This is a genomic window from Pseudomonas sp. Irchel s3a10 (genome assembly GCF_900187525.1).
Lineage (GTDB): Bacteria > Pseudomonadota > Gammaproteobacteria > Pseudomonadales > Pseudomonadaceae > Aquipseudomonas > Aquipseudomonas koreensis_G.
This window is the reverse complement of record NZ_FYDR01000005.1, coordinates 289,492-303,290: the sequence shown is the minus strand read 5'-3', so window position 1 is coordinate 303,290 and position 13,799 is coordinate 289,492. Positions and strand designations below refer to the sequence as shown.

The 13,799-nt window shown below is 60.6% G+C and carries 15 protein-coding genes; 13 read left to right on the top strand and 2 right to left on the bottom strand.

What is annotated here, in order from left to right; translation table 11 throughout:
• Positions 1–178 precede the first annotated feature (178 nt).
• From livH to CKW11_RS17165, 8 genes are all read left to right on the top strand, one after another.
• Positions 179–1,102, top strand: coding sequence for a high-affinity branched-chain amino acid ABC transporter permease LivH (gene livH / locus CKW11_RS17200; RefSeq protein WP_007918526.1), 924 nt, complete (start codon positions 179–181; stop codon positions 1,100–1,102).
• Positions 1,099–2,355, top strand: coding sequence for a high-affinity branched-chain amino acid ABC transporter permease LivM (locus CKW11_RS17195; RefSeq protein ID WP_095138461.1), 1,257 nt, complete (start codon positions 1,099–1,101; stop codon positions 2,353–2,355). Before livH ends, CKW11_RS17195 begins: the two co-directional genes overlap by 4 nt.
• The gene (gene livG / locus CKW11_RS17190) at positions 2,352–3,119 is read left to right on the top strand and encodes a high-affinity branched-chain amino acid ABC transporter ATP-binding protein LivG (RefSeq protein ID WP_095138460.1); all 768 of its coding nucleotides are present in this window, start codon (positions 2,352–2,354) and stop codon (positions 3,117–3,119) included. Before CKW11_RS17195 ends, livG begins: the two co-directional genes overlap by 4 nt.
• Positions 3,120–3,821 (top strand): ABC transporter ATP-binding protein, encoded by a 702-nt coding sequence (locus CKW11_RS17185; protein WP_003222380.1) that lies wholly within the window; start codon positions 3,120–3,122, stop codon positions 3,819–3,821. It begins immediately after the preceding gene.
• Between the two features lie 300 nt (positions 3,822–4,121).
• Positions 4,122–4,430, top strand: coding sequence for a DUF2282 domain-containing protein (locus CKW11_RS17180; protein WP_095138459.1), 309 nt, complete (start codon positions 4,122–4,124; stop codon positions 4,428–4,430).
• A 25-nt stretch (positions 4,431–4,455) separates the two neighbouring features.
• Positions 4,456–5,343: a DUF692 domain-containing protein gene (locus CKW11_RS17175; RefSeq protein ID WP_095138458.1), complete on the top strand. Its 888-nt coding sequence runs from the start codon at positions 4,456–4,458 to the stop codon at positions 5,341–5,343.
• Positions 5,340–6,098 carry a DNA-binding domain-containing protein gene (locus CKW11_RS17170; protein WP_095138457.1) on the top strand — a complete coding sequence of 253 codons (759 nt, stop codon included), beginning with the start codon at positions 5,340–5,342 and terminating at the stop codon, positions 6,096–6,098. The genes CKW11_RS17175 and CKW11_RS17170 overlap by 4 nt, the downstream gene beginning before the upstream one ends.
• A complete protein-coding gene (locus CKW11_RS17165; protein ID WP_095138456.1) occupies positions 6,095–6,571 on the top strand; it encodes a DoxX family protein in 477 nt (158 codons plus the stop codon). Before CKW11_RS17170 ends, CKW11_RS17165 begins: the two co-directional genes overlap by 4 nt.
• 107 nt (positions 6,572–6,678) lie before the next feature.
• On the opposite strand, the gene CKW11_RS17160 is transcribed toward CKW11_RS17165, so the two are convergent.
• Positions 6,679–7,593, bottom strand: coding sequence for a LysR family transcriptional regulator (locus CKW11_RS17160; protein WP_095138455.1), 915 nt, complete (start codon positions 7,591–7,593; stop codon positions 6,679–6,681).
• A 104-nt stretch (positions 7,594–7,697) separates the two neighbouring features.
• Here CKW11_RS17160 and CKW11_RS17155 point away from each other — a divergent pair, with 104 nt between their 5' ends.
• The 3 genes from CKW11_RS17155 (at position 7,698) to CKW11_RS17145 (ending at position 10,721) form a co-directional block, all read left to right on the top strand.
• Positions 7,698–8,297: a short chain dehydrogenase gene (locus CKW11_RS17155; RefSeq protein WP_095138454.1), complete on the top strand. Its 600-nt coding sequence runs from the start codon at positions 7,698–7,700 to the stop codon at positions 8,295–8,297.
• Positions 8,298–8,356: 59 nt separating this feature from the next.
• Positions 8,357–9,010 carry a COG3650 family protein gene (locus CKW11_RS17150; RefSeq protein ID WP_095138453.1) on the top strand — a complete coding sequence of 218 codons (654 nt, stop codon included), beginning with the start codon at positions 8,357–8,359 and terminating at the stop codon, positions 9,008–9,010.
• Between the two features lie 97 nt (positions 9,011–9,107).
• A complete protein-coding gene (locus CKW11_RS17145; protein ID WP_095138452.1) occupies positions 9,108–10,721 on the top strand; it encodes an NAD(P)/FAD-dependent oxidoreductase in 1,614 nt (537 codons plus the stop codon).
• Positions 10,722–10,858: 137 nt separating this feature from the next.
• Here CKW11_RS17145 and CKW11_RS17140 read toward each other — a convergent pair whose 3' ends face one another.
• A complete protein-coding gene (locus CKW11_RS17140; RefSeq protein ID WP_095138451.1) occupies positions 10,859–11,953 on the bottom strand; it encodes a PLP-dependent cysteine synthase family protein in 1,095 nt (364 codons plus the stop codon).
• Positions 11,954–12,289: 336 nt separating this feature from the next.
• Between CKW11_RS17140 and CKW11_RS17135 the strand changes: the two genes are divergently transcribed.
• Positions 12,290–13,516, top strand: a complete 1,227-nt coding sequence (locus CKW11_RS17135) for an S-type pyocin domain-containing protein (protein WP_095138450.1) — start codon at positions 12,290–12,292, stop codon at positions 13,514–13,516.
• A 5-nt stretch (positions 13,517–13,521) separates the two neighbouring features.
• A complete protein-coding gene (locus CKW11_RS17130; RefSeq protein ID WP_371917879.1) occupies positions 13,522–13,779 on the top strand; it encodes a colicin E3-like toxin immunity protein in 258 nt (85 codons plus the stop codon).
• Positions 13,780–13,799: the final 20 nt, after the last annotated feature.

The following is a 13,799-nucleotide window of genomic DNA, read 5'->3' as shown; positions in this document are numbered from 1 at the left end:
TTACGAATGTATTGGGCCGCGCTGGCGTGATCCGCCAGTCTCCCCACCTGAAAATCTCAAAACCGTCATCAGCGGTTCGCTGGCAAAACCCGGATTCGAAGTGGATAAAGATCCACGGGGCCGGGCGGGAAAATGACTCCACCAGTGAAATGCGTATCAGGTTTTTAGGAGCGCTGTAATGCCTGACATCTATCACTTCTTCCAACAGCTGGTTAACGGCCTTAACGTTGGCAGCATGTATGCCTTGATCGCCATCGGCTACACGATGGTTTACGGCATCATTGGAATGATCAACTTCGCCCACGGCGAGGTGTACATGATCGGCTCTTACGTGGCGTTCATCGCCATCGCCGGGTTGACCATGATGGGACTCGACAGTGTCCCGCTGTTGATGACGGCGGCGTTCATCGCCAGCATCGTCGTCACCAGTTCCTACGGTTACAGCATCGAACGCATTGCCTACCGCCCGTTGCGCGGCAGCAACCGTCTGATCCCGCTGATTTCCGCGATCGGTATGTCGATCTTCCTGCAGAACACCGTTCTGCTCGCGCAAGACTCCAAGGACAAAGCTATCCCCAACCTGATTCCGGGCAACATTGCCTTCGGCCCAGGTGGCGCACAAGAAGTGCTGATTTCCTACATGCAAATCGTGGTGTTCGTGGTGACTCTGATCGCCATGCTCGGCCTGACGCTGTTCATCTCCCGCTCTCGTCTGGGTCGCGCCTGCCGCGCCTGCGCCGAAGACATCAAGATGGCCAACCTGCTGGGCATCAACACCAACAACATCATCGCCCTGACCTTCGTCATTGGTGCTGCGCTGGCGGCCGTTGCGGCTGTGCTGCTGAGCATGCAATACGGGGTGATCAACCCGAACGCCGGTTTCCTAGTCGGCCTCAAAGCCTTCACCGCCGCAGTATTGGGCGGGATTGGCAGCATCCCCGGCGCCATGCTCGGCGGGCTGGTGCTTGGGGTGGCGGAAGCCTTTGGTGCCGATATCTTCGGCGACCAGTACAAGGATGTCGTGGCTTTCGGCTTGTTGGTTCTGGTGCTGTTGTTCCGTCCGACCGGCATTCTGGGCCGTCCGGAGGTTGAGAAAGTATGACTAGGAATCTTAAACAGGCGCTGTTCAGCGCTTTGCTGGTGTGGGCCGTGGCCTACCCGGTACTCGGTCTGAAACTGACCATCGTCGGCATCAACCTCGAAGTGCACAACACCAGCCCGGCCATTCTGGCGACCATTGCCATCTGCTCGGTGCTGATGTTCCTGCGGGTGCTGTTCAACCAGCAGATCAGCAAGGCCTGGCGATCCTCGCCGGGCATGCCGTTGATCCCGGCCAAGGCCAGCAACTTCCTGACCCTGCCGACCACGCAACGCTACATCATCATTGCGCTGATCCTTGGCGCACTGATCTGGCCGTTCTTCGGCTCCCGTGGCGCGGTGGACATTGCCACGCTGATCCTGATCTACGTGATGCTCGGCCTCGGTCTGAACATCGTCGTCGGTCTGGCCGGTCTGCTTGACCTGGGCTATGTCGGCTTCTACGCCGTCGGCGCCTACAGCTACGCATTGCTGTCGCACTACTATGGCCTGAGCTTCTGGATCTGCCTGCCGATTGCCGGCCTGATGGCGGCGACGTTCGGTTTCCTGCTGGGCTTCCCGGTGCTGCGCTTGCGCGGTGACTACCTGGCGATCGTGACCCTCGGTTTCGGCGAGATCATCCGGCTGTTCCTGCGTAACCTGACCGACATCACCGGTGGCCCGAACGGCATCAGCAACATCGAGAAACCGACGTTCTTCGGCCTGACCTTCGAACGCAAAGCCGCGGAAGGCATGCAAACCTTCCACGAGTATTTCGGCCTGCAATACAACTCGATCAACAAGGTGATTTTCCTCTACCTGGTTGCCCTGTTGCTGGCGCTGGCGGCGCTGTTCGTGATCAACCGCCTGCTGCGCATGCCGATCGGCCGTGCCTGGGAAGCGTTGCGTGAAGACGAAATCGCCTGCCGCGCGCTGGGTCTGAACCCGACCGTGATCAAGCTTTCCGCGTTCACCCTCGGTGCTGCGTTTGCCGGTTTTGCCGGTAGTTTCTTCGCCGCCCGTCAGGGTCTGGTGACCCCGGAATCGTTCACCTTCATCGAGTCGGCGATCATCCTCGCCATCGTCGTGCTGGGTGGCATGGGCTCGCAACTGGGCGTGATCCTGGCCGCCGCAGTGATGATCCTGTTGCCGGAAATGATGCGTGAGTTCAGCGAATACCGGATGTTGATGTTCGGTGCGCTGATGGTATTGATGATGATCTGGCGTCCACAAGGTCTGCTGCCGATGCAACGCCCACACATGGAGTTGCGAAAATGAGCCGCGAGATCCTGAAGGTTGAAAATCTGAGCATGCGCTTCGGCGGCTTGCTGGCGGTCAATGGCGTGGCCCTGACCGTCAAGGAAAAACAAGTGGTGGCGCTGATCGGGCCGAACGGCGCGGGCAAGACCACCGTGTTCAACTGCCTGACCGGTTTCTACCAGCCCTCGGGCGGCAGCATTCTGCTCGACGGCGAGCCGATCCAGGGCCTGCCGGGGCACAAGATCGCCCTCAAGGGCGTGGTGCGCACCTTCCAGAACGTGCGGCTGTTCAAGGACATGACAGCGGTCGAGAACCTGTTGATCGCCCAGCACCGTCACCTGAACACCAACTTCCTGTCCGGCCTGTTCAAGACCCCGGCGTTCCGCAAGAGCGAGCGCGAGGCCATGGAATATGCCGAGTACTGGCTGGAAAAGGTCAACCTCAAAGAGTTCGCCAACCGTACCGCCGGCACTCTGGCCTACGGTCAGCAACGCCGGCTGGAAATCGCCCGCTGCATGATGACCCGCCCGCGGATCCTCATGCTCGACGAACCGGCGGCCGGTCTGAACCCGAAGGAAACCGAAGACCTCAAGGCGCTGATCGGCGTGCTGCGTGAAGAGCACAACGTCACCGTGCTGCTGATCGAACACGACATGAAACTGGTCATGAGCATTTCCGACCACATCGTCGTGATCAACCAGGGCACGCCTCTGGCTGACGGTACGCCGGAACAGATCCGCGATAATCCTGAAGTGATCAAAGCCTACCTGGGGGAAGCGTAAATGCTGCAGTTCGAAAACGTTTCCACCTTCTACGGCAAGATCCAGGCCCTGCACAGCGTCAACGTCGAAGTCCGTCAGGGCGAGATCGTGACCCTGATCGGCGCCAACGGTGCCGGCAAGTCCACGCTGCTGATGACGCTTTGCGGTTCGCCGCAGGCGCACAGCGGCAGCATCCGCTACATGGGTGAGGAACTGGTCGGCCAGGACTCGTCGCAGATCATGCGCAAGAGCATCGCGGTGGTGCCGGAAGGCCGTCGGGTGTTCGCCCGCCTGACCGTCGAAGAGAACCTGTCGATGGGCGGCTTCTTCACCGACAAGGGCGACTATCAGGAGCAAATGGACAAGGTCCTCGGCCTGTTCCCGCGCCTGAAAGAACGCTTCAACCAGCGCGGCGGCACCATGTCCGGCGGCGAACAGCAGATGCTCGCCATCGGTCGTGCACTGATGAGCAAGCCGAAACTGTTGCTGCTCGACGAGCCGTCGCTGGGTCTGGCACCGATCATCATCCAGCAGATCTTCGACATCATCGAACAGCTGCGCAAGGACGGTGTAACAGTGTTCCTGGTCGAGCAAAACGCCAACCAGGCGCTGAAAATCGCTGACCGTGCGTACGTTCTGGAGAACGGCCGCGTGGTCATGCAAGGCACCGGTGAAGCGCTGCTGACCGACCCGAAAGTGCGCGAGGCGTACCTCGGCGGTTGAGTCATTGCTGCAAACAAAAAACGGCCTTCGGGCCGTTTTTTTGTCTGTCAAAAACCTTCCATCCACCGACAATCCCTTGTGGGAGTGGGCTTGCTCGCGAATGCGGTGTGTCATCCAACATCAATGGCGTCTGAGACTACGCCTTCGCGAGCAAGCCCGCTCCCACAGTGGTTTGCCGTGTTCGAAGAAGTTTTGAAAAAACTTTGCACTGCGCTGTAACGCATCGCCATGTCGTTTCTCTAGTGGGACAAGCAAGCGCACTTCGCTTGTAAAACCCAAGCTCAAATCTGGAGAAACATCATGACTGCTACCACTCGCACCCTGTCCGCCGCTGCACTGGCTCTGGCTCTTGGTTCCGCCCTGAGCATGACCGCCGTTTCCAGCGTCAATGCCGCCGACAACAGCAACATGGAAAAATGCTTCGGCGTGGCCATGAAAGGTCACAACGATTGCGCCGCGGGCGCGGGCACTACCTGTGCCGGCACAGCGAAGATGGACTACCAGGCCAACGCGTGGAAGTTAGTGCCAAAAGGCACCTGCACCACCACCGAGAGCAAGACCTCGCCGACCGGTTTCGGTCAGATGGAAGCCTTCAAAGCCAAGTCCTGATCCATTGCCTGCCCGAGTGACGCTCATGTTCACAATCAACGAACCTGTCCCACCGCGCACTCGGGCAGCCCTCTGCGGGCTCCCGCCCCGCGCGGGGCTGGGGCTCAAGACCGGGCACTTTAGTGAAGTGCTCGGCACCCGACCGGACATCGGCTTCTTCGAAGTCCACGCCGAAAACTACATGGTCGATGGCGGTCCGTTTCATCATTTTCTCGGGTTGATCCGTGAACAGTATCCGCTGTCGCTGCACGGCGTCGGGCTGTCGATCGGGGCCGAAGGGCCACTGGACGTGCAGCACCTGCAACGTCTGAAAACACTGATCGAGCGCTATCAACCGCAATCCTTTTCCGAACACCTGGCCTGGTCGAGCCACGGCCCGGTGTTCCTCAATGACCTGCTGCCGCTGGCGTATGACACGCCGACCCTGAACCGCGTCTGCGAACACATCGATCAAGTGCAGAACAGCCTCAAGCGTTCGATGCTGCTGGAGAATCCAGCGACCTATCTCGGCTTCGAACGCTCGACCATCGATGAGCCGGAGTTCATCACCGAGGTGATCCGCCGCAGCGGTTGCAGACTGCTACTTGACGTCAACAACGTCTACGTCTCGTGCATCAATCATCAACGCGATCCACTGACCTACCTCGACGCGCTGCCGTTGCACGCGGTCGGCGAGATTCATCTGGCCGGGTTCGCCGAAGACGCCGATAGCCTCGGCGACCGTTTGCTGATCGATGATCACGGCGCGCCGATTGATGACGCAGTCTGGGCGTTGTACCGACAAGCGCTCGAACGAATCGGCCCGGTGGCAACCTTGATCGAACGGGACAATCAGGTCCCGGCGTTCAATGTGCTGCTGGCCGAGGCGCAGCAGGCCGAAGCGTTGTTGCTGCACGCTGGGAGTCGGCCATGAGCACTCAAGCCGACTTCAGCGTCGCCCTGCTCGACACTCGCCTGCCCTGCCCCGCCGGCCTGTGCAGCGCCAACGGTGCTGATCCTGCCAGCCGATTTCTGGTGTATCGCAATAACGTGCAAGGTTCGTTGATCAACGCGCTGGCCGACAGTTATCCGGTGGTGCAGCAGTTGGTCGGCGAGGAATTCTTCCGTGGCATGGCCGGCATATTCATCCAGCAGCAGCCGCCGCACAGTCCGTTGATGAGCCGTTACGGCGACGGTCTGGCGGACTTCATTGACGCATTCGAACCGGCGGCCGAGGTGCCGTATCTGGCCGATGTCGCACGGCTCGAACGCTTGCGCACCCGCGCTTATCACGCCGCCGATGCCGCGACGGTCAGTGCGCAACAGATCAGCGCTGCACTGGCCGATCCACAAACACTCGCCGAACTGAACATCACCCTGCATCCCTCGCTGCACCTGCTCGATTCAGCCTGTGCGGTGGTTTCGATCTGGGCCGCGCATCAGCAGGACGCCACGCTGGCGGGTATCGACATCCATCAAGGGCAACACGCACTGGTGCTGCGCAACGGTCTGGAGGTCGAGGTCTTTGCCCTCGATCACGGCGCCAGCGTATTTATCCGCCATCTGCTCCATCACCGACCGCTGCTGCAAGCGGCGCAAGACAGTCCGCCGTTCGATCTGCCGCAGACCCTCGCCCTGCTGATCGGCCACAACGCCATCACCGACTTGAACAACCAGGTATCGCCATGAGCAACCTCATCACTCGCGCCATCGGACTAATGGAAAAAATCCCCCACAGCCTGATCGCCTTCATCGCGCGGTTCTCGATTGCCGCAGTGTTCTGGAAGTCCGGGCAGACCAAGGTCGAGGGGCTGGCCATCGATTTGCTCGACGGCACCTTTCAACTCGGCTGGCCACGCTTGGCGGACTCGACGATTCCGTTGTTCCAGAGCGAATACCACGTACCGCTGCTGTCACCGGAAATCGCCGCGCACATGGCGGCGTTTGCCGAACACTTCTTTCCGGTGCTGATATTGATCGGCTTCGCCACGAGGTTTTCGGCACTGGCGCTGCTGGGCATGACGCTGGTCATCGAGGTGTTCGTCTATCCCGATGCCTACCCGACCCATGGTACCTGGGCGGCGGTGTTGCTGTACCTGATGGCGACCGGACCGGGCAGATTGTCGATCGATCACCTGATCGCACGACGTTTTGCCAGTTGACCACAAACTGTAGGAGTGAGCCTGCTCGCGATAGCGGTAATCCAGCCAACATTTCTGTTGAATTTGCTTACGCAATCGCGAGCAGGCTCACTCCTACAGGAAATGAGTTAGCGCTGAAGTCGATCCAGCGCCTCGCCGCTGCGTTTGAACCAGCCGATCAGATAATCCGCCAGCACCTGCGTGCGTTTGGGCAACCCGCCCTGATACGGATGCACCAGATACATCGGCATCCGGCGCGTCTGAAAGCCCCGCAGCAGCCAGCGCAATCGGCCGTCAGCCAGTTCGGTTTGCAGCAAATACGACGGCAACCTTGCGATGCCGGCGCCGGCCAGTGCGGCTTTCTTCAGCAGGTTGTAATGGTTGCTGGCGAACGGCCCCGACACCCGCACCCGCAGCAATTCGTGCTGTTGGTGATACAGCCATTCCTCGCGGCCACTGTAGTGGCTGTTGAGCAGGCAGCGGTGTTCGGCCAGCTCCTGCGGGGTCAGCGGTTCGCCGAACTGCTCTAGATAGGCCGGGCTGGCGCAGGTCATTTCCTGCCACGCCAGCAGCGGCTTGGCCACCAGCCGCTCGTCATTGGCCACCTCGGCGCGAATCGCCAGATCGAAGCCATCCCGGGACAGGTCGCGATAGTGGTTGTTCAGCTCCAGTTCGATCTGCACCTCGGGATATTTTTGCGAGAACTCCAGCAGCAAACCATCGAAAAACGTTTCCCCCAACGACACTGGCACCGTCATCCGCACCGGGCCGGCCATGTCGTCTTTCAAACGCGCCAATGCCTGCCGCGCGCGCTCCACCTGCACCACCAACGCCTGGGCTTGCGGCAACAATGCGGCGCCGGCGGCAGTCAGGCTCAGACGGCGCGTCGTGCGTTGCAGCAACACCACGGAAAACTGCGCCTCCAGTTGACTGATGCGCTTGGACAACTGGCCCTTGCTGCAACCCAGTTGCTGCGCCGCCAGGGTAAAGCTGCCGGCCTCGATCAACACCGCGAACGCCGCCAGATCATCCATTTCGCTCATGGATTGTTTCCATTTGAAAACCAAAGGTTGCCTATTAGTGCGCTTATCCGCAGAAAAAACCACTCTAGACTGAAACCTCGTTCAACCCATTGAGGAACAGCCCCATGAAGATTCTGTTGATCGGTGCCGCCGGCACCATCGGTTCGGCCGTGGACAAAGAACTGAGCCAGCGTCATGAAGTGATCCGCATCGGTCGCAGCAGCGGCGACTTCCAGGTGGACATCAGCGACAGCGCCTCGATTCGCCAGTTGTTCGAGCAGACCGGCAAGTTCGATGCGCTGATCTGCGCCGCCGGCAACGTGACCTTCGCCCCACTCGGCGAGATGAACGCCGACAGCTTTGCCCTGGGCCTGAAAGACAAGCTGATGGGCCAGGTCAACCTGCTGCTGATCGGCCGCGAATACGCCAACGACGGTGCCTCGTTCACCTTCACCACCGGCGTGCTCAGCCATGACCCGATCCGTACCGGCGCCTCGGCAGCATTGGTCAACGGCGCGCTGGACAGCTTCGTCAAAGCCGCCGCCATCGAACTGCCGCGTGGCCTGCGGGTGAACTCGATCAGCCCGACCGTGCTGCTGGAAGCGATGGGCAGCTACGCCCCGTATTTCCGTGGCTACAAGCCGGTTCCGGCAGCCGATGTGGCATTGGCCTACGCGAAAAGTGTCGAAGGTCTGCAAACCGGCCAGACCTTTCACGTGGGCTAAACCCTTGTGATCAACGGTCAGCCTGCGTAACGTGGCGGCACTTGTCTGGAGAGCCGAAGATGCGTGTTGCCCGTTCGTTGATTGTTGTTGCCCTGCTGCCATTGTTCGCCGCCTGCCAATTGCTCGATGGCCCGCGGGAAAGCGCGTCCCACATCGGACAAACCCGGATGCAGGGGCAGTTGACCGCAGCCGACGGCAAACTGGTGTTCCAGCCGTGTGGCGAACAGCGTCAGTACGCGGTCAACGACATCGGCGGCACCAGCGTGCTGCAAGAGGCCGCGACCCTCGCCGATCAGCAGGGCAAGCTGTTTGCCGATGTGCGCGGGAAGATCGCTGGCGACCGCCTCGACCTCGGCCAGTTGTATCGCGTCGAGCGTTCCGGCACCGCCTGCGATGACCCGAACTTCAAGCTGTTGATCCTGCGTGCCGCCGGCCACGGTCCCGAGTGGAGCGTCAAAGTCAGCGGCAAGGGCATGGTCATTGACCGTGAAGGCCAGCCGGCGCTGGCGGTCCCTTATGTCGAAGAGCAACTGGGCGACGGCCGCTTCAACCTCAGCAGCGAAGCCAACAACCAGCGCATCGAGTTGTGGGTCGCGCCGCAACGCTGCGTCGACAGCAGCACCGGCAGCGTGCAGCACATGAGCGCCGAACTGCGCATCGACGGCAAGGTCGAGCGTGGCTGCGGGTATTTCGGCGGATCGCGTAACGACTGAGCGTTTTAGCCTCACCGGATCCGGCCTTTGCGGCTTATAATCGCGGCCTTCAAACGCCCTGGCGCAGTTGTGCGCCCCGCGAATCCGGATCCTCGCCATGTTACGAATCACCGAACTCAAGCTGCCAATCGACCATCCCGAAGAAGACCTGCGCGCGGCCATCGTGCAGCGCCTGGGCATCGCCAGCGATGACCTGCTCGATTTCACCTTGTTCAAGCGCAGCTACGACGCGCGCAAAAAGTCCTCCGAACTGTGCTTCATCTACACCATCGACCTCACCGTACGCGACGAGGCCAAGGTGCTGGGCAAGTTCGCCGACGACCGTAACGTCAACGTGGCGCCGGATGTCAGCTACAAATTCGTCGGTCAGGCGCCGAGCGACGTGAGCCAGCGCCCGATCGTGGTCGGTTTCGGCCCGTGCGGAATTTTCGCCGGCCTGCTGCTGGCGCAGATGGGCTTCAAGCCGATCATCCTGGAGCGCGGCACTGAAGTCCGCCAGCGCACCAAGGACACCTGGGGCCTATGGCGCAAAAGCGTGCTCAACCCCGAGTCCAACGTGCAGTTCGGCGAAGGCGGCGCGGGCACGTTCTCCGACGGCAAGCTGTACAGCCAGATCAAGGATCCGAAGTTCCTTGGCCGCAAAGTCCTGCACGAATTCGTCAAGGCCGGCGCGCCGGAAGAAATCCTCTACGTCAGCAAACCGCACATCGGTACGTTCCGTCTGACCGGCATGGTCGAGACCATGCGTGAAGAGATCCGCGCGCTGGGCGGCGAAGTACGCTTCCAGGAGCGCGTCACCGACGTGCTGATCGAAGACGGCCAACTGGTCGGCGTCGAACTGGCGAGCGGCGAAACCCTGCATTCGAAACACGTGGTTCTGGCCCTCGGCCACAGTGCCCGTGACACCTTCCGCATGCTCCACAGCCGTGGCGTGTTCATGGAGGCCAAGCCGTTCTCGGTGGGCTTCCGCATCGAACACCCGCAATCGCTGATCGACCGCGCGCGGCTGGGCAAGTACGCCGGCCACCCGAAGCTGGGGGCTGCCGACTACAAACTGGTGCACCACGCCAAGAACGGTCGTTCGGTCTATAGCTTCTGCATGTGCCCGGGCGGCACCGTGGTCGCGGCCACTTCCGAGCCGAACCGCGTGGTCACCAACGGCATGAGCCAGTACTCGCGCAACGAGCGCAACGCCAACTCCGGGATCGTCGTCGGCATCACCCCGGAAGTCGATTACCCGGGCGGACCGCTGGCCGGTATCGAGTTGCAGGAGCGTCTGGAATCCCACGCGTTCATCCTCGGCGGCAGCGACTACAAAGCCCCGGCGCAACTGGTCGGCGACTTCATCAACGGCACCCCGTCGACCGAACTGGGCGAAGTCGAGCCGTCGTACAAACCGGGCGTGGCCCTGGGCGACCTGGCCTTGGCGCTGCCGGACTTTGCCATCGAAGCGATTCGTGAAGCGTTGCCGGCGTTCGAAAAGCAGATTCGCGGTTACTCGCTGCACGATGCGGTGTTGACCGGCATCGAAACCCGCACCTCGTCGCCGCTGCGCATCACGCGTAACGAATCGCTGCAGAGCCTGAACGTCAAAGGCCTGTTCCCGGCCGGTGAAGGCGCCGGTTATGCGGGCGGGATTCTGTCGGCGGGTGTGGACGGGATTCGGATTGCCGAGGCCGTGGCGCGCGATATTCTCGGTCTGGAAGCCTGATACATCTGTTTTGAAGTAACACCAACCTCCTGTGGGAGCGGGCTTGCTCGCGAATGCGGTGGGTCAGTCGACGACAATGTTGACTGACCCACCGCATTCGCGAGCAAGCCCGCTCCCACATTGGTTTCTGTGTTACTTCAGATATTGGCGCGCAGGACTGAAGTCGGCAACGGCTCACCTTTCTCGGCACTCGCCGCCACCGCTGCAATCAATCCCTCCAGCTCATAGCCCTGCGCCTTCAGCCAGGCCTGATCGTAATAGGTGTCGGCATAGCGCTCGCCGCCATCGCACAGAATCGCCACGATCGACCCCGACTCCCCCGCCGCTTTCATCTGCTGCGCCGCCATCAGTGCGCCGATCAGGTTGGTGCCGCTCGACCCGCCGACATGCCGTCCCAGACGCTGCGCCAGATAATGCATGGCCGCCAGCGACAAGGCGTCCGGCACCTTGACCATCGCATCGATCACCTTGGGCAGGAACGACGCCTCGACCCGGGGCCGGCCAATGCCTTCGATCCGTGAACCGCAGTCCAGACGCAGACTGGCGTCACCGCTCTGGTAGTAATCGAAGAACACCGAGCGCTCGGCGTCGGCGCACAACACCCGGGTGCAATGCTGGCGATAACGCACGTAGCGGCCGAGGGTCGCGGTGGTGCCGCCGGTGCCGGGGCTGGAAATCAGCCAGCTCGGTTCCGGATGTTTCTCGAAACGCATCTGCTGGAAGATCGACTCGGCGATGTTGTTGTTCGCCCGCCAGTCGGTGGCCCGCTCGGCGTAGGTGAACTGGTTAATGAAGTGGCCGCCATGCTCGCGGGCCAGACGTTCGGATTCGGCGTAAATCTGCGTCGGATCCTTCACCAGATGGCTCTGACCACCGTAGAAGGCGATCTGCGCGATCTTCTCTTTCGAGGTGGTCGCCGGCATCACCGCAATGAACGGCAAACCGAGCATGCGCGCGAAATACGCCTCGGAAATCGCCGTCGAACCGCTGGACGCCTCGATCACCGGTGCGCCGGGTTTGAGCCAGCCGTTACACAACGCATACAGGAACAGCGAACGTGCCAGACGATGTTTGAGGCTGCCGGTGGGATGGCTCGACTCGTCCTTGAAATACAACTCGATGCCTGAAAAACCTGGCAGCGGCAAAGGGATCAGATGGGTGTCGGCGCTGCGCTGGAAGTCCGCCTCGATAATGCGGATGGCTTCGCGGGCCCACTGTCGGTTGTCGCTCATGGTCATGCTCTCGTTGATTCGGGCAGAAGTTGCCTCGTCACAGGCTCAGCTCTCAAGCATAGGAAAAAACCTGCTGGCCTCACAGATACAGCTGAGGCTCAATTCATCCGCCAACTGCCAGATTCTGTGCAAATGGGCATCAGGCTTTCGCATTAACTGTGAAGAACCTGTCCCGCCGTTCTTTGCGCTAAAGCGGCCAGCCCGCCCCCCTGCCTGACAAATAGCGAACAATCCGCACTTAATCAAAGACCCGTCCTACAGCCAGCAATTGTCCGCTTCGTTAACGTCGCACAGCCCTTTCGGGGGCCTGTCGATGGATGAACGAAAGGACGCTCAGTGGCTCGCAACAAGGACATTCCCCGGGTCCCCAACCCGCCGGCGGGCGACGGTCATCACGTCACCTGGCGCTACATGACGGCCACTGAACTGGCCGAGCGCGAAGCCCGACAAAACGCTTACGACGCCATGCTGGCGCGGCAGGAGGCCTTCGAGCGCAGCCGCGAGATAGCGGCCCAAAAGCCTGATCCGGTGAGGGCCGGCTGCGTATTCGCCAAGTCCTGCAAATTGCCGGACGCGATCATCGACTACGCGAATCCTTCGGGGATGGTGCCGACCGACAGCCTCAAGGATTACGGCGAGCTGATCCTGCTTGGCGCTCGCGAAAGCGATGGAACCGGCGGCGTTGCCCTGAAGAAAATCGGCGCCACCGCAATCCCCGCCGGACTGGGCAGTTTCGCCTTGGCCGGCGCCGCGTTCGAGGCGCTACCCGCGATCGCCGCCGGGACGGCTACCGCCACCCTGGCAGGACTGGTGGCGCTGCTCATGCCTTCCAGCCTTGGCGACAGCGCACTCTATAGCGACGAGCAACTGCGCAGCCTCAAACAGGCCCGCACCCGCGTTCGCCTGCGCGTCGAACAACTGGCCGACGGCAGCCTCAAGGGCTACGGCTTCTACACCGGCAGGAATCGCGACTGGGAAATGGTCGATGTCGTGCAGTTCACCGCGCGCGGCAACCGGTTCGTCGCCGACCTGGGTGAAGGCATCGAACTGATCTGGACGCCTGCGGTGGATGGCTCGGACGTTCTCGGCATTCCCGCTTTGGAAGCCGCCCCGCAGGCACCGCACATCTGGGTTTATCCGCCGACGAAAGCGGCGGACGGGATTTTGGTGAATCCGGTTTATCCGCCGGAGTATCGGGATTTCATTCTGGTGTTTCCGGCGGATTCGGGGGTTCGGCCTCTATACATCGTGGTCAACTCCTCGCGCAAAGGCTTACCACCAGCGGGACACAGCTATCATAAACCTCCGAAAGCAGAGGAAATTACCGCGTTTCCCGGCCTGAAAAAGGCACAGAAAATGAATCCCGTACAAGGAGGTGGCGGACTTCGGGAACGATGGAAGGATGCCAAAGGCAGGAGAATTTATGAGTGGGACTCGATGCACGGCGAGTTGGAAGTTTACCGTGCAAGTGACGGAGCTCACCTAGGCGCTTTTGACCCTTTTACAGGAGAGCGACGAGAGGGCCCGAAAGATGAAAGAAGCATCAGAAAAAAATACTTGTGAGGGTGATGATGGGATTAAAACTAAGGCTGGAGTGGTACGACAAGCAAACCCATCTATGCGAGGGCGAAGAATATTCCGAGGATTTAGGCGACGATGAAACCGTTTTGAATGCCTTGGGTATACCGGTAGAAAACAACATTAATAATGGCGGCTTCAACGTACTCGAAAGTTGGAAACCTGTCCTTCAACCTTACTTTCAAAATAAAATTTCCCTAACGACTCACGACTATCAAATTTCGTTTGACTACTGCGACGTCTGGTAACCGGCACCCAGGATCATAAA